Below are 18,647 nucleotides of genomic sequence, written 5' to 3'. Positions count from 1 at the left end.
AATTTTTTATCCGGAGAAAGTCTTGAACAAGAAAGTATTTGCCGCCGCTACGCTCGCAGTCTTCGCTTCCGCCGCTCACGCACAAAGCAGCGTCACGCTGTACGGCCTGATCGACGCTGGTATCAGCTACGCCAACAACTCGAAGACCGCCAGCGGTCACGACAAGCTCGTCAAGTACGACGACGGCGTTGCCCAAGGCAGCCGTTGGGGCCTGCGCGGCACGGAAGATCTGGGGGGCGGCCTGAAGGCACTGTTCGTGCTGGAAAGCGGTTTCAACAGCGGCAACGGCACGCTCGGCCAGGGCGGCGCGCTGTTCGGCCGTCAAGCTTATGTCGGTCTGTCGCAAAACAACGTCGGCTCGGTGACGTTCGGTCGCCAGTACTCGTTCTCGACCGACTACCTGGGTGGCAACTACTCGACCGGCGGCCAGACCGTCGCGGGTAACTACGCTTACCACATCAACGACATCGACCAACTGACGTCGAGCCGCATCAACAACGCAGTCAAGTTCAGCAGCGCGAATTTCGCGGGCCTGACGTTCGGCGCGATGTACGGCTTCTCGAATCAGGCTGGCGCTTTCGCAGGCGCACCGGCAACCGGCCCGGCAACGGCAACGGTGGCAGGTTCGTCGCGTGCTTACAGCTTCGGCGTGAACTACGCAAACGGCCCGTTCGGCGTCGGCGCAGCGTACACGGACATCCGTTACCCGGGCCAGGCAACGCCGGCTTTCTCGACGGCTATCTCGAACCTGACGCTCAACACCGTGCGCGATCTGCGTACGTTCGGCGTTGGCGGCCGTTACTCGATCGGCGCAGCGACGCTGTGGGCGTTGTACACCAACACGCACTTCTCGCCGATCACGGGCGCGTCGACGACGTTCGCAGCGTATGAAGCAGGCGCGAAGTACGCATTCACGCCGGCTCTGACGGCAGGCGCGGGCTACACGTACATGCACCTGAGCGGCTCGAACACGGGTCACTTCAACCAGGGCGACCTGAGCCTCGACTACGCGCTGAGCAAGCGTACGGACGTGTACGCACTGGGTATCTACCAGATCGCTTCGGGCCGCGTCGGTTCGTCGAACCTGGCAGCACAGATCGGTTCGAGCACGAGCTACTTCGGTAACTCGGGCACGGCTGACAACCAACTGGCGTTCCGCGTCGGCATCCGTCACAAGTTCTAAAGCGGGTCTTTGCCGGCGAGAAGCGCGAGCGTCTCGCCGGTTCGAGATTCAGGAAAAACGCCCTACGGGGCGTTTTTCTATTTCTGCTCGCCTCAGCGCGCGCGAACCAGCCCCGACGCGAGTTCCAGCCGGTCGCGCGCAGCCCGATATTCATCGACGAAGCGCGCCACCCGTTCCGCCGCAGGCACGACCTGCTTGACCGCGCCCACGCCCTGGCCGGCGCCCCAGATATCGCGCCATGCCTTGGCCTTGCTGACGTTCTCGGCGCTGAAGTTCATGGTGGACGGATCGGACTCCGGCAGCGCATCCGGATCCAGTCCGGCGTTGGCAATACTGTGGCGCAGGTAGTTGCCATGCACGCCGGTAAACAGATTGGAGTACACGATGTCCGCCGCCGTGCTGTCGACGATCATCTGCTTGTAGCGTTCGTCCGCATTGGCTTCCGACGTTGCGATAAAGGCCGAGCCGATATAGGCGAGGTCGGCGCCGGCCGCCTGCGCGGCCAGAATCGCGTCGCCGCTGGCGATCGCGCCGGACAGCGCCAACGGGCCGTCGAACCATTCGCGGATCTCGTGCAGCAGCGCGAACGGCGACAGCCGGCCCGCATGCCCACCCGCGCCCGCGGCGACCGCGATCAGGCCGTCCGCGCCCTTGTCGATCGCTTTCCTGGCGAACGTATTGTCGATCACGTCGTGCAGCACGATGCCGCCGTACGCATGCACCGAACGGTTCACGTCCTCGCGCGCGCCGAGCGACGTGATGGTGATCGGCACCTTGTATCTGGCGCACAACTCGAGGTCGTGCTCCAGCCGGTTGTTCGACTTATGCACGATCTGATTGACCGCGAACGGCGCGGCCGGCCGCTCCGGATGCCGCGCGTCGTGCTCGGCCAGTTCGTTCGTGATGCGCTCGAGCCATTGCTCCAGCACCGGGCCGGGCCGCGCGTTGAGGGCCGGGAACGAGCCGACCACACCGGCCTTGCATTGCGCGATCACGAGCTCGGGGTTGGAGATGATGAACAGCGGCGAGCAGATCATCGGCAGCGCGAGGCGGCCTTTCAGTAACGCGGGTAAGGACATGAGTTTTCCTGCGAGGAAGGAATGGTGTTCGGTGCTGGCCGGCAACGCTTCGGCATCAAGCCGGCGGCAAGTTCGGCGATGACCCGCGCCGTCGGCAAAGCGCACGTGCGGCCGATCAGGCCGCGTCGGACTTGCCTGTAAGCACGGCCTGGGCCGTGGCCAGTTGCGCGCCCATCTGCTCCGCCAACGCCTGCAAGCCGCTCATGGGACGCACCATGACCTCGAATTCTTCGATCTTGCCGCTCTCGTCGAAGCGCAACATGTCGATGCCCTTGAGCGATTTGCCGTCGACTTCGGCGCTGAACTCCAGCACCACGCTGCGGCCGTCTTCGCTGACGAAACGGCGGTGGTACTCGAATTGGCGAAACACGCCGTTGACCGTTTGCAAAATCAGCCGGATGGCCGCTTTGCCCGGATAGGAGGTGTGCGCAACCGGCGAGCGGAACACGATGCTGTCGGCCAGCAACGGGTCCAGCTCGTCCATCGCATTACGTTGCAAAAGGTCGTGCCAGGCCGACAGCGTGCGCTGCGCGGCTTCGGATAAGGGGTGTGCTTCCACGTCGGTCTCCTTGATACAGGCGTTGAACAATACGCAACTGGTTGCATAAAGAATAGCGAGATACCGCTCGATATGCAACTGAGTGCATAAAGTTTTGCGCCCTGGACACCAACCGCTAGAATGGCCGCCATGTCCATTCAACATGCCCTCCTCACTTCGCTGCTGGAAAAGCCTTCCAGCGGCTACGACCTTGCGCGGCGCTTCGACAAGTCCATCGGCTATTTCTGGCATGCCAGTCATCAGCAGATCTACCGCGAACTCGGGCGCATGGCCGAGGCGGGCTGGATCGTGGCGAGCGACGACGAAGCAGGCGGCAAGCGCCGCCGCCGGCTGTATCAGGTGCTGGCGCCGGGGCAGGACGAACTGGCGCGCTGGGTGGCGGAGCCCACCACGGACGGCGACGCGAGCCGCGCCCTGCTGATCAAGCTCAGGGCGGAATCCGTCATCGGTCCGCATGGGGTGGATCGGGAATTACGCCGGCTGATCGCCGAGCATCGGGCTAAGTTGGACACCTATCTCGAGATCGAACAGCGGGACTTCGCGGCGAGCGAGTTGTCGATCGCGCAGAAGCTGCAGCATGCGGTTTTGCGCGGCGGGATCCTGACGGAACAGGGTTGGCTCGCATGGGCCGACGAGGTGTTGCCGATTCTGGAGACGGCGGCGCGCAGCGCGCCTGAGTAGTCGCCTGGGTTGCAGCCTGGATCACCCCCTTGGTCGCCTGTTCCCCGGCGAGCAAGCGGCGTGTCGCGTCACCCGTCACCACGGAACCACCCGTCCGAGGTAATCGAGGTAATGCAATCCCGAGCGTCCCGCATACGCGTCGATCGTGTTCAACAGGTTCGGAATACTTTCCTCGATACTCAAACGCGCTTCAGGTCCGCCCATGTCGGTTCGCACCCAGCCCGGCGCCATCAATAGCAAGGTGCGCGGGTCGTCGGCGTGACGCGCCGCGAAACTGCGCATGAACATGTTCAGGGCGGCCTTGCTGCCGCGATAAACCTCGTACTGCCCGTTGACGTTGTTCGTGACGCTGCCCTGTCCCGACGACATCACGCCGATCGTGCCGTCCGGCGCGACGAGGTCCTGGAACGCTTCGACGACTCGCATGGGGCTCAGCGAGTTCGTCACCATCACGCGGATGAATTCGTCGGTCGACACGTCGGCGATGGTTTCGCGATCGTCGTTCTTCACGCCCGCGTTGACGAACAGCACATCGATCTGCCGGTCCGCGAGCCGGGCGCGTAAATCCGCGACCTGTTCCGGCAGCGTGATGTCGACGGTTTCGACTTCGAGCGCGCCGCTCAGGTGGCGAAGCTTTTCCGTCGACGTCGCCCGCCCGGTGGCAATCACGCGCCAGCCGCGCTTGAGGTATTCGGCGGTCATCGCCAATCCGAGGCCGCGCGATGCGCCGATGAGAAGAACGGTTTTCTGCCGGGTTGAAGTTTGCATGTGAGCGATCCCTTTGCATGACGCAGGTCCGGATAGATCGGACGAGGACTCGCCGATAGCGAGCCGGTGCATTCAATATAGGGTTGGCCGGGACATGGCGGAAGGCGCAGCGGCCGCACTCATAACCTGCACCAGACGCGCTATCTCATCGGCAAATGGTAGGATCCGCCATGGCCGAACCCGACCTGAATCTGCTGATCGCGCTCGATTCGCTGCTTGCCGAGGCAAGCGTGGCGGGCGCTGCGCGTCGATTGGCACTAAGCGCTTCCGCCATGAGCAGAACGCTGGCCCGGCTGCGCGCCGCAACCGGCGACCCCTTGCTGGTTCGCGCGGGCCGCCATATGGTGCTGACGCCCTACGCCGAAACGATCCGCGAGCGCACCCAAAACGCGGCGCATGAAGCGCGTGCCGTGCTTCGTCCGTCCACGGCACAAACCGATTTCTCGACCTTGCAGCGAACTTTCACCCTGCGCGCCAACGACGGTTTTGTCGAAGTTTTCGGCTCGCCGCTGATTGCCGCGGTCACGGCGGTCGCGCCGCGGGTCTGTTTGCGCTTTGCGCCCAAACCCGAGAAAAGCGCGATGCATCTGCGAGACGGTTCGGCTGATCTCGAAATCGGCGTATTGGGCGAAATGGGCCCTGAAGTGCGCCTTCAGGCGTTATTCCGCGATCGTTTCGTCGGTGTCGTGAGAGAAGGCCATCCGCTGCAACGGGACGGCGCGGTGACTGCGCAACGTTACATCGCGTTCGGCCATGTCGTCGCGTCGCGGCACGGACAAACCCGTGGACCGGTCGACGAAGCGTTGGCCGCGCTAGGTCTCGAACGAAGCATCGTGGCCGTGGTGCCGAGCTTTGCCGCGGCGCGCGCGGTGGCTCGACGTTCGGATCTGGTGGCACTCGTGCCCGCGTCCTTTCTCGGCGATCGGACGGACCCACAAGGACACCTTGCAGGGGCCGCGATCCACGCCTTCGAACTCCCCGTGGCGACCGGGAAGATCACCGTGTCGCAGATGTGGCATCCTCGGCTCGAAGTCGATCCGGTTCATCGCTGGCTGCGGCAAATCGTGCTGACGGTGTGCCGTCGACACGCGCCGCGCTGAGCGTCGGGTTTCACGCCAGCCATCAATCAGGCCGCTAGCCTCAGGACAACAAGGAAACCGTATGAGTGGTTCAACTCAAGCTACCCTCGAGCGCGTGATCTGGACCGCGCTCACCACCCGCCAGGCGCATCTCGGCCAGGGCGACGCTCTTGCCCGCCGATACCTCGTCGACGTCGCGCCATTCGCCGCGCTGGCCGACGAGACACCCGCCGCCTATCGGGCGCTTCACGCGCTGCTGCAACCCGACGAAACGGTCGCGTTGCTCTCTCAGGAAGAACTGCGTCCCATCGACGCGCTGCAAGCAACGCGTATCGGCCTGCTCCATCGCATGATCGCGACGCGCACTCCCGAAGCCGCCGGCGGCAGCGCGGGCGCCCCTGACGTGATCCGCCTCGGCGTGGCGGATACGGACGAGATGCTCGATCTGGTCCAGAAGACCAGGCCCGGCCCGTTCGGCAAGCGCACGCCCGAGATGGGTAACTACATCGGCATGCGCGATGGCGGACGTCTGATTGCGATGGCTGGTGAGCGCATGCGCATCGACGGATATGTCGAGATCAGCGCGGTTTGCGTCGACGAAAACTGGCGTGGTAAAGGACTGGCCGGCCGGCTCATACAGGTCTTGCGCGGAGAAATCGAGCGGCGTGAAGAGACGCCGTTTCTGCACGTGTTCGGAGAAAACCATGCCGCGATCGCTCTGTATGAGCGGCTTGGTTTCGAGGTGTGCGACACGCTCGTGTTGTCGCGGCTCGGACGTGCCGAGGCGGGCGCTACCGTCGGATAGCAGCGCGTGGGTTCGCTCGCGAACGTCGACGGTTGCTGCGAACCATGATTTCCGGGCAATCGTTGATGTAGGGCAGCTTGCCGCGACGCGCCGGGCCGCGGCGCCGCGCCGCCACTTACCGCGAGCAGGCCGCATCTGGTACGCTGCGCCCTTTGCGATCCCTTGCATTCGACTCGATGGAAACTCCTTTCAACGATCGTGGCGTGTCGGTCACGCGTAACGCGCTCTCTTCCGCCGGCCAGGTCTTTCCGTTGCGCGATATCGTCGGCGTGCAGGTCGTCACCGTGCCGAAGAACAAAGTCTTGCCGCTGACGATCTCGCTCGTCGGCGTGGCGAGCGCCGTAGTCGGCGCGATACTGCGCTCACCGGTCGGCATGGTGTGCGGCACGATGCTCGCGGTGGTGGGCTGGCTCACCTGGGCGACCCAGGACGTCACCCATCGCCTGATGGTGCAGACGGCGACCGGCGAGCGCGAGGCGCTCATGAGCGTCGACCGCGAGTTCGTGGAGCGCGTCGGCGCGGCCGTGGATGAAGCGAAGGCCTCGGCGGCGGCGCCGAAGGGTTGAGTAGGTGGCGCTGTGCGTCGCGTGCGTTTGTGGGCGGTGTTTCGAAGGCGTCGAGACATCGGCGCGAGTTCACCACTTGACGTTCAAGCATGCCACGACGGCACGACATCGTTAACACGATTTTGATTCGCCGCACGCCAGCTTTAGCGCGTCCTTAAGACACGCGCCGATAGAGTGGGCAGGTATCAACAACGCGCGCCGCCTCGCCGAATCGGCGCAACCACGATGCACACCTCCGTCGCCACGTCCAACCTCTCCATTCCGCGCGCGCCGCGCACGATCCACCGCCGCACCCATCACGTCGTCCCACTCGTCATTATCGACGTCACCGTGCCCGGCACCTCGTCGGCGCAAGGACGGCGCGCGCTGCATGCGTCGCTCGGCGACGATCTGCGCCTTTACGTCGTCACCGTCGACCAGCAACACGAACGCGTGACCTTTCGCGTCGAAGTCACCTCGCGCACGCTCGACGACGTGATCGGCCTGTTGACCGCCGTACTCGACCGCGCGACGCTAGGTCGCGCGCAGGCCACGGTGATCCGGCGTCCGCGCGATTATTGATGTAGAAGCGCGTCGGAAAGGCCCGCCTGGCAGCGGCTTTTGATGCGGGCAGGCGTCGCCATCGGCAACGCCCGAGCCGCTATCGACGCCAGCCTGCATCCCCATGCGGCGCGGTGACGTCGCCACTCGCCGCACCTTGACACATCTTTGCAAGTACACCTGAGCGGCCATGTAGAGTCGCCGCTCCTGTCAACGCGTGTTCCCGCCCGCAGGCCCGCGAGCTTCCCGGTTTCCTCGCGCCGCGGCAAGCCAGCGAAAGTTGCTGCTTGTGCTCCGTGTGCCGCGCGTGCCGATCACATCGCAGCTCACGATGCATTGCCTTCGCCAGGGACTCGCCTCTTTGCAAAGCGTGATCTATGTTCCTGTCGTTTTTGTCGTCGCTGTCGTGCCCCTCCTCTCTCCTGCGTGGCCGCCGTCCCCTTTGCACTGAACGGCGCGCCTACGCGCGCCACCGTGCCGTAGCGGCGCTGCTCGCTACCGCCACGTTCGCCACCCTGAGCGGTTGCTCCACCACCTTCCCCACACCCACGCCGCCCGCCTCCACGGCCACGCTGATCAATGGCGGCGCCGACGGTCTGCTGATCCCGCTGCACGTCGAGCGCGCCGACGAGGATCACGCGCGTCTCGGCCTGCCGGTCCAGCTCGACGGCAAGCCGTTGTACGTCGCGCTCGACACCGGCACACAAGGCGTGCGCGTGCTGAAATCGGCGCTGCCCGACACCGACTATCCGAACGCCGGCCCGCTGAGTTCGCTGCCGCTGGCGAACGGCGCGCAGATCTCCGGCGCGGCGGTGACGGTACCGATAAGCGTGGCCGGTCTCAAGACGGCGCAAGTCACCGCGCAAGCGGTCGAGCAGGTGAACTGCCAGGCCATTTCACGGCACTGCGTGGCACTGGACGGCTATACGGCCGAGTTCGGCTGGGCATTCTCGGGCCTGTTCGGCATCGGCGCGGCGCAGCCGGACGACAGCTGCTGCACGCAACCGTTGCGGGCGTTGGGCGGCAACGTCGGTCAACGGTATCTGGTGCATGCGAACTTCGCGAAACCTTACCTGCTGCTGAGTCCGTCGAATGCGCTCACGAAGGACTACACGATGCTGCCGATGGTCATCTCGCCGAATGGCACCGCGCAGTGGCCGCGAGGCTGCGTCAACGTCGGCGACAAGATGACGTTTTGCGCGCCGCTGGTGTTCGCCACGGCCAGCACCGACATGATTCGCATCGAGACGGACAAGGCCCCGGACTGGACCGGCGACGACGACGTCGGCAAGGTGCTCAAACGCGGCAACTACGACGCGGCGGTCGGCTCGGGTAAGTGGGTGCATCGCTACGAAGACGCGCAAGTCACGATCGTCAAGGCGAAACCGGACGCCAATCGCATCGTGATCGGCCTGATGGGCATGCAGAAGCTGGACGTGCTGTTCGATTTTCCGCGTGGCGAGCTGGGCTTGCGCGCGGACAGCGCCAGCGAAAGTCTGACGCAATAGCCGCGCCGGGCGGCACCGATCCTGATAGTCCGCGAATCACTTGATGCATAGCGACTACATCGTTTTCGTCGACGAAAGCGGCGATCACAGCCTGACTGCGCTGATCGATGAACTGCCGCTCACGGTGATCGCTGTCGTCATCGACAAAAGAAAGCTTCGCGATAGGTACGCCCATCCCTACAACCCGTATCACATAGGAATTCAATACGGGTTGGAGCGCGTGCGGCACTTTCTTCGACTTCATACGCAGCATGAGACGCTGACGCATGGGGTGTGCGAGGCACGTGGCGCGAAAGAGGATAAAGATCTGGAGCTCGCATTCCGCCGCGTCTGCGCTGGCGACAACCGCTCAGCTGCCCAGTACGAATTCGACATCGTGATGTGCGACAAGAAGGCCAACTCCGAAGGACTGCAGCTCTGCGATTTAATGGCACGCCCGATCGGTCTCTCGGTGCTTCGTCCCCGACAAGCCAATCGTGCTTACAGCATCCTGGAGAAGAAATTCTTTACCGGGGCATTCGGCGCCGTGTCAGGCAACGGGCTAAAAATCTTCCCCTAGAAAAGCGAAAGGCCCCAAGGTAGTCCCTGGAGCCTAGCGCCGGCCGCGTAGTCGCAACCCATTTGTGATACTAACTATAGCCTGTAAGCGGCATGGTCAAGCCAACAATGACCGTATCGCCCCGCCCTCACTCTATATCCAGCGGATTCACATGCCAGATATTGCGGGCATATTCGCCGATCGTGCGGTCCGACGAAAACTGCCCCATCCCCGCGACATTCTCGATCGCGCTCTCCGCCCACGCGCGCTTGTCGACGAAACGCGCGTCCACCTCGTCCTGGGCCTTCGCGAACGCGGCGAAATCGGCCAGCACCATGTAGTGATCGCCCCAATCCACCAGCGTGTGGAAGATATCCGAGAAGCGCAGCGGATCGTCCGGCGAGAAGAAGCCTGTGCGGATCTGATCGAGCGCCATGCGCAATTCGGCGTTCTCCTCGTAGATCTGCCGCGGCCGGTAGCCGGACGCGCGCAGGCTGTCCACTTCGTCGGCGGTATGGCCGAAGATGAAGATATTCTCGCGACCCACGGCGTCGCAAATTTCGATGTTGGCGCCGTCCATCGTGCCGATCGTCAACGCGCCGTTGAGCGCGAGCTTCATGTTGCCCGTGCCCGACGCTTCGGTGCCCGCCATCGAAATCTGCTCGGACAGATCGGCCGCCGGAATGATCAGCTCGGCCACGCTCACGCCGTAGTTCGGCACGAACACCACCTTCAGGCGATCGCCGATCAGCGGATCGTGATTCACCTTCTCGCTTACGTCGCCGATCAGTTTGATGATCGTCTTCGCCATCCGGTACGCGGACGCGGCCTTGCCCGCGAACAGCACCACGCGCGGCACCCAGTCACGCTCGGGATTCGCGCGAATCTGGTTGTAGCGCACGATCACATGCAGCACGTTCAGCAATTGCCGCTTGTATTCGTGAATGCGTTTGACTTGCAGATCGAACAGCGCGTCCGGATCGAAATGCAGCCTGGTGTGGTGCGCGAGCCGCTGCACGAGACGGATTTTGTTCTGCCGCTTCGCTTCGCGGAAAGCCTCGACAAAGCCGCTGTCCGTGCGCAGATTGCGTAGCTGTTCGAGTTCGAACAGATTGCTACGCCAATGCTTGCCGATCTGCTGATCGATCAGCGACGACAGCGACGGACTCGCCTGCGCGAGCCAGCGCCGCGGCGTAATGCCGTTGGTCACGTTGGTAAAGCGATCGGGATAGACGCGCGCGAAGTCGGCGAAGATATCGCGTGTCATCAGTTGCGAGTGCAGCTTCGACACACCGTTCACCTTATGACTCGCGACGATCGCCAGATACGCCATGCGCACGCGCCGCTGGCCATATTCATCGACCAGCGAAATGCGGCGGATCATCTCGCCGTCATGACCGGACTGCTCGCTGACGTGCTTGAGAAACTGCGCGTTGATCTCGAAGATGATCTCGAGATGCCGCGGCAACAGGCGCGCGAGCATTTCGACGTCCCACGTTTCGAGCGCTTCGGGCATCAACGTGTGATTGGTGTACGAGAAAATTTTCGTGACGTGCGTCCAGGCCTTGTCCCAAGGCACGTGGTGAATATCCACCAGCAGGCGCATCAATTCGGGAATCGCCAGCACGGGGTGCGTGTCGTTCAGATGCACCGCCACCTTCTCGGAGAAACGGCCGAACGTGCTGTGCGTGCGCTGATAGCGGCGAATCAGATCCTGCATGGTCGCCGAGACGAAGAAGTATTCCTGGCGCAACCGCAGTTCGCGGCCGGCCGGTGTCGAGTCGTCGGGATACAGCAGCCGCGAGACGTTCTCCGACATGTTCTTGGTGTCGACCGCGTTGCGATAGTCGCCGCGATTGAAGGCGCCGAGATCGAGTTCCTCGGTGGCGCGCGCGGACCAGAGACGCAGCGTGTTGGTCGCGTCGGTCGCATAGCCTGGAATAACGGTGTCGTACGCGGTCGCGTTCACATGTTCGGTGTCGATCCATTCGACGTGCTCGCCACGCTGCACCGTGCGGCCGCCGAAGTGCACCATATACTTGATCTCGGGCCGCGGAAACTCCCACGGATTGCCCGCACGCAGCCAGTAGTCCGGCGCTTCGACCTGCTCGCCGTCGACGATCTCCTGACGGAACATGCCGTACTCGTAGCGGATGCCGTAGCCGAAACCCGGAATGCCGAGCGTCGCCATCGAATCGAGAAAGCAGGCCGCCAGCCGGCCGAGGCCGCCGTTGCCGAGCGCGGCGTCGGGCTCGATATTGATCAGCATCTCCATATCGACGCCGAGGCTCGCCAACGCCTCCTTCATCTGATCGTGGATGCCGAGCGCCAGCAATGCGTTCGTAAACGTCCGGCCGATCAGGAACTCCATCGACAGGTAGTAGACGCGTTTCACGTCCTGTTCGTACTGCAGGCGCGTGGTCTTCATCCAGCGCGCGACCAGCCGGTCACGCACCGCGAGCGCGGCGGCGTGCAGCCAGTCGTGCGGATGCGCGGTGACGGCGTCCTTGCCGACGCCGTACATCATGCGATTGGAAATTGAGCGCCGTAGCGCGTCGACGGTACTGTTGAGCTGGTCGAATTCCAGATCGACGGCTGTCATCGAAGCCTCCGGTTAAAAGCGACGCGACAGGCGCGAACCGCACAGGTGACGGACGGGAGGCGCGTGCCGGTCAGGCGGGTTAAGAAACAGAGTAGGACATTTTACGGCCACCGGACACCGGCGAGCGCGAGCGGTTGATGACGCACATGCCATGCCCGCCGCCACGCGCCGCCACACGGATTTTTCGCACGTGCGCGGTGCAAACCCCGCGAGCACGGCACTGCGCGCGTGCATCGGCCCGCAAAACAGGCAAACGTTGGCGCGATAAAACACGCACGGGCAACGCCTTCAGCCGGGCACACAGCGCCATTATTTTTTCGACGCGTGACGGGCCGATGAATCGACCGGCAACGCGGATGCGTGATCGAATCGGACCACCTCGTCTGCCGGCCGGATGGACCGCAAAGACGTCTGACAACGTGAGCCCCGACCCGTTCGAGGACGCCGTGCGGCATTGACAGTTAGTTGCCTTATAGCCCCAATTCACAGCGCCCGCTCCGCCTGACTCCCAGCACGATTTCAACGTCTCTGTAACAATTGCGCCATTCGCCGCGCGCACCGCTTCGACTGCTGGACTCAAGCCACGCGCATCCTCATCACACGCAATCCTGCCGCTCGCACGCCACGCGTTTCAATGCGCGGACGCGAGCCGTATGCCCAACCCGACGAGCCACGCCTTGTCCGACAAACCCAGCGCCAACACCGCCCCGCCGTTCCCCGCGGACGGTCCGATGTCCGCCGCCAACCGCCGCGCGATGGCCGCGATCATGCTCGCCGTCGCCCTTGCCACGCTCGATACCGCGATCGCCAACACCGCCTTGCCCGCGATCGCCGCGGACCTGCATGCGGCGCCCGCGGCGTCCGTGTGGATCATCAACGCCTATCAACTCGCGATGGTCGCGACCTTGCTGCCGCTCGCGGCGCTCGGCGATATCGTCGGGCATCGGCGCATTTATATCGGCGGTATTGCGCTGTTCACGCTGGCGTCGCTGGCGTGCTCGCTGGCGACGACGCTGCCCATGCTCGCCGCCGCGCGCGTGCTGCAAGGGCTCGGCGCGAGCGCGATCATGAGCGTCAATACCGCGCTGATCCGCTATCTGTACCCGCCACACCGGCTCGGACGCGGGCTCGGCACCAATGCGCTGATCGTCGGCGTGTCGTTCGCGGTGGGACCGACGGTGGCGTCGCTGATTCTTTCGGTCGCCGCGTGGCCGTGGCTGTTCGCGGTCAACGTGCCGCTCGGCCTGCTGGCGCTCGCCTTCGCGTGGCCCGCGTTGCCGCACACCGAGCGCGGCACGCACCAGTTCGATCCGGTCGCGGCCCTGCTCAACGTGATCACGTTCGCCGCGCTGATCTTCGCGCTCGGCGAGGCGGCGCAGCGCGCGTCGACGCTGCTGGTGCTGAGCGCGGCGGCTGTCGCGCTGGTATTCGGGGCGCTGCTGATCCGCCGGGAAGCGGGCCACCCGGCGCCGATGCTTCCGGTCGATCTGTTCAAGCGGCCGGTGTTCGCGCTGTCCGCGGTGACCGCCGTGTGTTCCTTCGCCGCGCAAGGGCTCGCGTTCGTGTCGCTGCCGTTTTATTTCGAGGACGTGCTGCATCGCAGCCAGGTGGAAACCGGCTTTCTGATGACGCCATGGCCGGTCGTGGTTGCATTGGCCGCGCCGCTGGCGGGCAATCTCTCCGATCGCTATCCACCCGGCCTGCTCGGCGCGATCGGGCTAGCGGTGATGTCGGCGGGGATGGCGTCGCTGGCGCTGTTGCCGGTGCACCCGCATGTGCTCGACATCGGGATCCGGATGGCGATTTGCGGCGCAGGCTTCGGCTTCTTCCAGTCGCCGAATCTGAAGGCGCTGATGGCGAGCGCGCCGCCCGAGCGGAGCGGCGGCGCCAGCGGCATCGTCGCGACCGCCCGATTGCTCGGCCAGACCACGGGCGCGGCGCTGGTCGCGTTGAGCTTCGGTATCGCCGGCCGGCACGGTCCGACGCTGGCGCTCAGCGCCGGCGCTTTCTTCGCGGGCGCGGCGAGCCTGGCGAGCGGCCTGCGCTTGCTGGCGCCGTCGCATCGCTCGGGCGTGCATGCGAAAGCGACGGTGAAATGAAAAGCGGGCGCGCTGTCGTGACAGTGCGCCCGCATCAGTAGCTCATCGCGCCGCGAAATACCCCTTTACCGCCGCGACAAACGTATCGATATCGCCACGCGACACGTCCTTGTGCGTGACGAATCGCGACGCGTACAGCATTTGCGTGAGAATGCCGCGCTCCTTGAGCCACGCTTCGAGCGGCGCGCAATGCTGCTGCGGAAACTGCGCGAACACCATGTTGGTCGCGACCGACTGCACCTTGACGTGCTCGATGGCCTCGAGACCGGCCGCCAGATGCGCGGCGTGCGCGTGGTCGTCGGCCAGACGCTCGACGTTGTGATCCAGCGCGTACAGGCAGGCCGCCGCCAGCACGCCGGCCTGGCGCATGCCGCCGCCCAGCACCTTGCGCCAGCGGTGCGCCACGTCGATCAACGCCCGGCTGCCGACCAGCACCGAGCCGACCGGCGCGCCCAGTCCCTTCGAGAAACAGACCGACACCGAATCGAACGGCGCGCACAAATCCGCGACCGGCTTGCCCGACGCGACGGCCGCATTGTAGACGCGCGCGCCGTCGAGGTGAGCCGACAGACCGTGCTTGCGCGCGAGTTGCACCGCCTCGTCGACATACCCCGCCGGCAACACCTTGCCGCCGATGGTGTTCTCCAGCGCCAGCAGCCGGGTGCGCGCGAAGTGGTCGTCGATCGGCTTGATCGCGGCGGCAATTTTTTCGAGCGGGATCGAGCCGTCGGCGGCATTCTCGAGCGGCTGCGGCTGAATACTGCCGAGCACCGCCGCCCCGCCGCCTTCGTACTTATAGGTGTGCGCCAACTGGCCGACGATGTATTCGTCGCCGCGCGCGCAGTGCGCCATCAAGGCGGCCAGATTGCTTTGCGTGCCGCTCGGAAAAAACAGGCCGGCTTCCTTGCCGGTGCGCTCGGCGAGCGTGGCTTGCAGACGCAGCACGGTGGGGTCGTCGCCCCAGACGTCGTCGCCCACTTCGGCGGCCGACATGGCCGCGAGCATGGCGGGGGTCGGACGGGTTACGGTATCGCTGCGCAAATCGATCATGGTGTGTCCCTGTGCGTCTCGTCTATGAATGACAACCCGTGGCGGCCGGCGCGCGGCTTTGTCTATGCGACGAAGGAGCGACGCCGGCTGGTGAGCCACACAGTGTATTCAATTCAGGCGACGCTGAGAAACCCTGCGCAAAATCCGTCCTGACGAAAAGGCCCGCTCGGGAGACCCGGCTGCGGGTCTTGTCAGCAAGACCTAACCGCCCGACTTCGGCAGCCACGCGAGCGGATCGACCGGCTGACCATTCTGGCGCACTTCGAACTGGATCGACGCGACGCCGCGGCTATCCACCCCGACCTCGCCGATGGTTTGCCCTTGCGCGACCGCGTCGCCTTCCTTGACGAGCAGCGTGCTGTTCTGCCCGTAGGCGGTAATCAGCGAATCGTCGTGTTTGATGATGATGAGCGGGCCATACGCCTCGATGCCCGTCCCCGCGTAGACCACGCGGCCGGTAGCGGCCGCCTTGACCGGATCGCCCGGATGCCCGCCGATCACGACGCCGTTCGACCTGCCGGGCGCGAAAGTCTTGAGGATCGGCCCACGCAACGGCCATTGCAACACGCCCTGCTGCGGCCCGGAAGACGCGACCGGCGCACCTGGCGCACCCGCTCCATTGAGTCCATTGGGCACGTTCGCCCCGCCGTTCTGGCCGACGCCGACCGGCGGCGTCACCACGCTACCGGACGCCATGGGCGGCGATACGCGCAGCACCTCGCCGGGACTGACGGCGGCGTTGACCGGCAGCCCGTTCCACGACGCGATTTCCTGAAGCTTGCGGCCATACGCCGCCGCGATGGCGGGCAGCGTGTCGCCCGCATTCACCCGGTAGAAACCGGCCGGTACGGGCACCGTGGCGAGGGTAGTCGGACGCGAAGGCGCATTGCTGTAGAACGGCGTGCTGTCCCACGGCATCGTGGTACAACCGCCGAACATCACGCCCAGCAAGGCCGCGGCCAGCACCCTCGAGCCCGTCAAATGCCATTGTCTTGTCATGTGATTTTCCTCGACACGTTGATTCAATCGGATGCAACCAGCCCTAAGCATTTGCCATGCCGCTCGACGGGAGCGCGCGGCGGCGACTCGCCATTATGCCGCCCTGGCTGAACGGCGCCGGAGCCGGCATGGCAGCCCCACATGGCCGTGTTCAGACGCTGCCTTCGGCCTCGACCACCAGAATGCGCGCCGCGCCGAGCGGATGGGCGACATGCTCGGTACCCACCGACGCATAGAACACGTCGCCCGTTTCCAGGATCGCCGACTGTTCGACGCCGTCCTGCCTGTAGCGCATTTCGACGCGGCCGTCGAGCACGGCGAACACTTCCTCGCCGTCGTTGACGTGCCACTTATAGGGCTGATCGGTCCAGTGCAGGCGCGTCGTGATACCGCCCATGTTGGCGATATCGAGCGCGCCCCAGGCGCGCGTCGCGGTGAAGCGCTTGCTGCGAATGATCTTCATGGTCATCGAACCGTTGAGGGAGACGAAGCGCCCGGCGTCCTTGTCTGCCGGAGCGGGCCGGGCAGCGCGAAGAGGCGTTTTGCGCTGGCCCTATTATAGGTCCGGCAATTCAACCGGCGGCTGCAGCGCCGGCTTGCGTTTATGCACGCCTAATCGTGTGACCATTGAATCCATTCGCCCCTCGCCTATACTCAGACTTGCCGCGCGCAGTAAGCCAAACGCAAACGCCTGATCCTGCGAGGAGTTGAGCATGAACAAAGCCACCTTTCTGGCCGTGCAACTCAACGTCGACGATGTGGCGGCGTCGCCCGGGCTGGTCGAGTTGCTCAACACGCACCTGGTGTTCGCCGCGGATGTCGCCGAAGCCGCCGACGCACTCGTGCAGCTAGCCAGCATCGCGGGACTGTCGAGCGGCGTCGAGGCCAGCGTCGAAATTCCCGCGCTGGCCATCGAGCGGCTACGCGAGGCGCTCGACAACCTCAGCGGCTACGACGAATCGTGGCTTCTCGCCCTCGAACCCAGCCGCGCGCTCTTCGACGATATAGGCCGCCGGCATCGCACGCTGCATTAGCACCGTGCTCGCGGACGGCGTGCCGTGCGCCGCAGCGCACGGTTGCCGGGGCCGCCCGGGGCCACCACTCCAACCCGCTTCACCGTCGCTTCGCCCAGTTTCGCTCACCGCTCGACCCGCCAGACTCGCCGGCATGTAGCGCGCTCGGCATCATCTAATGGCGCCGGGCGTCAACCGGAGGAACCGCCGTGAAAAATCTCCTGAATCGCCGCAGCGTGCTGGCAGGCCCATCGCATCTCGTCCAGGTCGCGCGTGAGAGCACCGGCGGCGCCGCCTCGCCGCCGTCCGACGACAGCAGCGAGGCGTCGGACGCCGACGCCACCGCGATACCATCGGCCGCTGTCATGTCGGCGCGGGCCGAGACGCCGCCTCGACCCGTCACGACTTTGCGGCCCGTCCCGGCGGTGCCGACGCAGGTGATCGGACGCGGCGTGCAGATAGCGGATACCGCCGATATCGAGTGGCTGACGGAAGAAGACGCGCTGACGCCGTTTCGCGTGTTCCGCAGTTTCAGTTATTCGGTCAGCCTGCTGTTTCACGCGAAAGAACTGGCGTATTACGTCGCGCTCTATCAGGACGGCTCGCTGTGGCGCGCACTGAAAGCGGCCGATCTGGAAGCCGCCGAGTCGGCTTTCCATCATTTCGAGGATCAGGCCACCCGGCTATCGGATGGTGAAACCCGCCGCGCCCAGCTCGAAGCCCATAACGAACACCTCGCGCGCCTGATCGCGCGCTCCGAGGCGCAGGCCGAACGGCTACGCGGCGATCTGCAACGACGCGGCGTGCAGGAACAGGCGGTGTCGACCCGGCAGAATCAGACGCGCAAGGACGTGTCGCAGCTGGAAGCGCAGCGCGTGGCCGCGCAAGCGCATCTGAACAAGGCGCATCGGCAGATTCACCAGCTCAATCTGACGAGCAATGAATGGATTCCGCATTTGCCCAATCGTTGACGCTTACGGCCGTGAACGCCATTCGCGGCGAGCAAAAAAAAAACGCCGACCTGGCTCAAGCCGGTCGGCGTTTTTTGTGCGTCGCCAATCGATCAGACGGCGCCTGCAGCAGCTTCAGCGCAAATTAATTGCCGAAGTAGATCGAATTACGGTTATTGCCGTTCAGCGGACGGCCCGACTGCGACGTACCGACAGCCGGTGCGCCGTAGCCGCTGTTCTCGGCTTGAGCGGTGCCGTTCTGAGCGTCGACACGTGCTTGCGCGGCCAGCAGGTTCGACGGGTAGTCAGCGTGATCGCCGACCGGGTTGTAGCCGGCCTTTTCCAGTTGCACCAGTTGGGCGCGGACGTCGGCGCGGGTCAGCGGCTGGTTCGATTGAGCGAACGAAGCGACGGGAGCGACCAGAGCCGCGGCGACAACAACAGCAGAGATAAGGGACTTCATGATGTAAACCTCCAGAACTTGTTTTTAATGCGCGTTGGGCTTGTTGTCCCGTAGCGCTTAAGTAGAAGTTTAGGAGCGTCGACACCCAGGGGAAACCCCTTAAAAGATGAAACTCTATTTCGAATTTCGCAACAGTAAGGGTCTCGCGCCAGCTTCATGCCATCT

General features: G+C 64.5%; 19 protein-coding genes. 11 read left to right on the top strand and 8 right to left on the bottom strand.

Going from position 1 to position 18,647, the window contains the following annotated elements; translation table 11 throughout:
• Window positions 1-22 precede the first annotated feature (22 nt).
• Window positions 23-1,183 (top strand): porin, encoded by a 1,161-nt coding sequence (locus tag BX591_RS24100; protein WP_111933815.1) that lies wholly within the window; start codon window positions 23-25, stop codon window positions 1,181-1,183.
• Between the two features lie 92 nt (window positions 1,184-1,275).
• Here the strand turns inward: BX591_RS24100 and BX591_RS24095 are convergent, their stop codons facing one another.
• Together BX591_RS24095 and BX591_RS24090 are read right to left on the bottom strand one after the other, a co-directional pair.
• Window positions 1,276-2,262 carry an NAD(P)H-dependent flavin oxidoreductase gene (locus BX591_RS24095; protein WP_111933814.1) on the bottom strand — a complete coding sequence of 329 codons (987 nt, stop codon included), beginning with the start codon at window positions 2,260-2,262 and terminating at the stop codon, window positions 1,276-1,278.
• Window positions 2,263-2,377: 115 nt separating this feature from the next.
• Window positions 2,378-2,821 (bottom strand): nuclear transport factor 2 family protein, encoded by a 444-nt coding sequence (locus BX591_RS24090; RefSeq protein WP_244147038.1) that lies wholly within the window; start codon window positions 2,819-2,821, stop codon window positions 2,378-2,380.
• Window positions 2,822-2,950: 129 nt separating this feature from the next.
• On the opposite strand from BX591_RS24090, the gene BX591_RS24085 reads away from it, so the two are divergent.
• Complete coding sequence (locus BX591_RS24085; protein WP_111933812.1) at window positions 2,951-3,502, top strand: PadR family transcriptional regulator; 552 nt, start codon at window positions 2,951-2,953, stop codon at window positions 3,500-3,502.
• 75 nt (window positions 3,503-3,577) lie between these two features.
• Here BX591_RS24085 and BX591_RS24080 read toward each other — a convergent pair whose 3' ends face one another.
• On the bottom strand, window positions 3,578-4,270 hold the full coding sequence (locus BX591_RS24080) for an SDR family NAD(P)-dependent oxidoreductase (protein ID WP_111933811.1): 693 nt from the start codon (window positions 4,268-4,270) through the stop codon (window positions 3,578-3,580).
• A 170-nt stretch (window positions 4,271-4,440) separates the two neighbouring features.
• Here BX591_RS24080 and BX591_RS24075 point away from each other — a divergent pair, with 170 nt between their 5' ends.
• From BX591_RS24075 to BX591_RS24050, 6 genes are all read left to right on the top strand, one after another.
• Complete coding sequence (locus BX591_RS24075; protein ID WP_111933810.1) at window positions 4,441-5,370, top strand: LysR family transcriptional regulator; 930 nt, start codon at window positions 4,441-4,443, stop codon at window positions 5,368-5,370.
• 61 nt (window positions 5,371-5,431) lie between these two features.
• Window positions 5,432-6,154 (top strand): GNAT family N-acetyltransferase, encoded by a 723-nt coding sequence (locus tag BX591_RS24070; RefSeq protein ID WP_111933809.1) that lies wholly within the window; start codon window positions 5,432-5,434, stop codon window positions 6,152-6,154.
• Window positions 6,155-6,330: 176 nt separating this feature from the next.
• Window positions 6,331-6,720, top strand: coding sequence for a DUF6232 family protein (locus BX591_RS24065; RefSeq protein WP_111933808.1), 390 nt, complete (start codon window positions 6,331-6,333; stop codon window positions 6,718-6,720).
• Between the two features lie 225 nt (window positions 6,721-6,945).
• A complete protein-coding gene (locus tag BX591_RS24060; protein WP_111933807.1) occupies window positions 6,946-7,281 on the top strand; it encodes a hypothetical protein in 336 nt (111 codons plus the stop codon).
• Window positions 7,282-7,637: 356 nt separating this feature from the next.
• Window positions 7,638-8,768, top strand: a complete 1,131-nt coding sequence (locus BX591_RS24055; protein WP_111933806.1) for a hypothetical protein — start codon at window positions 7,638-7,640, stop codon at window positions 8,766-8,768.
• A gap of 43 nt (window positions 8,769-8,811) precedes the next feature.
• Window positions 8,812-9,327 (top strand): DUF3800 domain-containing protein, encoded by a 516-nt coding sequence (locus BX591_RS24050; protein WP_111933805.1) that lies wholly within the window; start codon window positions 8,812-8,814, stop codon window positions 9,325-9,327.
• A 127-nt stretch (window positions 9,328-9,454) separates the two neighbouring features.
• Here the strand turns inward: BX591_RS24050 and BX591_RS24045 are convergent, their stop codons facing one another.
• Window positions 9,455-11,908: a glycogen/starch/alpha-glucan phosphorylase gene (locus BX591_RS24045; protein ID WP_111933804.1), complete on the bottom strand. Its 2,454-nt coding sequence runs from the start codon at window positions 11,906-11,908 to the stop codon at window positions 9,455-9,457.
• A 731-nt stretch (window positions 11,909-12,639) separates the two neighbouring features.
• Between BX591_RS24045 and BX591_RS24040 the strand changes: the two genes are divergently transcribed.
• A complete protein-coding gene (locus BX591_RS24040) occupies window positions 12,640-14,007 on the top strand; it encodes an MFS transporter (RefSeq protein WP_176343093.1) in 1,368 nt (455 codons plus the stop codon).
• A 42-nt stretch (window positions 14,008-14,049) separates the two neighbouring features.
• Here the strand turns inward: BX591_RS24040 and ltaE are convergent, their stop codons facing one another.
• The 3 genes from ltaE to BX591_RS24025 all read right to left on the bottom strand — a co-directional run bounded on the left by ltaE (window position 14,050) and on the right by BX591_RS24025 (window position 16,519).
• Entirely contained in the window at window positions 14,050-15,057 is a 1,008-nt protein-coding gene (ltaE, locus tag BX591_RS24035) for a low-specificity L-threonine aldolase (protein ID WP_111933802.1), read from the bottom strand.
• Window positions 15,058-15,258: 201 nt separating this feature from the next.
• A complete protein-coding gene (locus BX591_RS24030; RefSeq protein ID WP_111933801.1) occupies window positions 15,259-16,056 on the bottom strand; it encodes a peptidoglycan DD-metalloendopeptidase family protein in 798 nt (265 codons plus the stop codon).
• Window positions 16,057-16,207: 151 nt separating this feature from the next.
• Entirely contained in the window at window positions 16,208-16,519 is a 312-nt protein-coding gene (locus BX591_RS24025; protein ID WP_167444600.1) for a cupin domain-containing protein, read from the bottom strand.
• 250 nt (window positions 16,520-16,769) lie between these two features.
• On the opposite strand from BX591_RS24025, the gene BX591_RS24020 reads away from it, so the two are divergent.
• Together BX591_RS24020 and BX591_RS24015 are read left to right on the top strand one after the other, a co-directional pair.
• Entirely contained in the window at window positions 16,770-17,090 is a 321-nt protein-coding gene (locus BX591_RS24020; RefSeq protein ID WP_105508698.1) for a hypothetical protein, read from the top strand.
• Window positions 17,091-17,278: 188 nt separating this feature from the next.
• Entirely contained in the window at window positions 17,279-18,040 is a 762-nt protein-coding gene (locus BX591_RS24015; protein WP_111933799.1) for a DUF2968 domain-containing protein, read from the top strand.
• A gap of 124 nt (window positions 18,041-18,164) precedes the next feature.
• Here BX591_RS24015 and BX591_RS24010 read toward each other — a convergent pair whose 3' ends face one another.
• Window positions 18,165-18,482 carry a DUF4148 domain-containing protein gene (locus BX591_RS24010; RefSeq protein ID WP_035555949.1) on the bottom strand — a complete coding sequence of 106 codons (318 nt, stop codon included), beginning with the start codon at window positions 18,480-18,482 and terminating at the stop codon, window positions 18,165-18,167.
• Window positions 18,483-18,647 lie beyond the last annotated feature (165 nt).

Origin of the sequence: Paraburkholderia bryophila (assembly GCF_003269035.1) — a bacterium.
GTDB classification, from domain to species: Bacteria; Pseudomonadota; Gammaproteobacteria; order Burkholderiales; family Burkholderiaceae; genus Paraburkholderia; species Paraburkholderia bryophila.
Note: the sequence above shows the minus strand (reverse complement) of the source record. Positions and strands in the feature narration are given on the sequence as shown.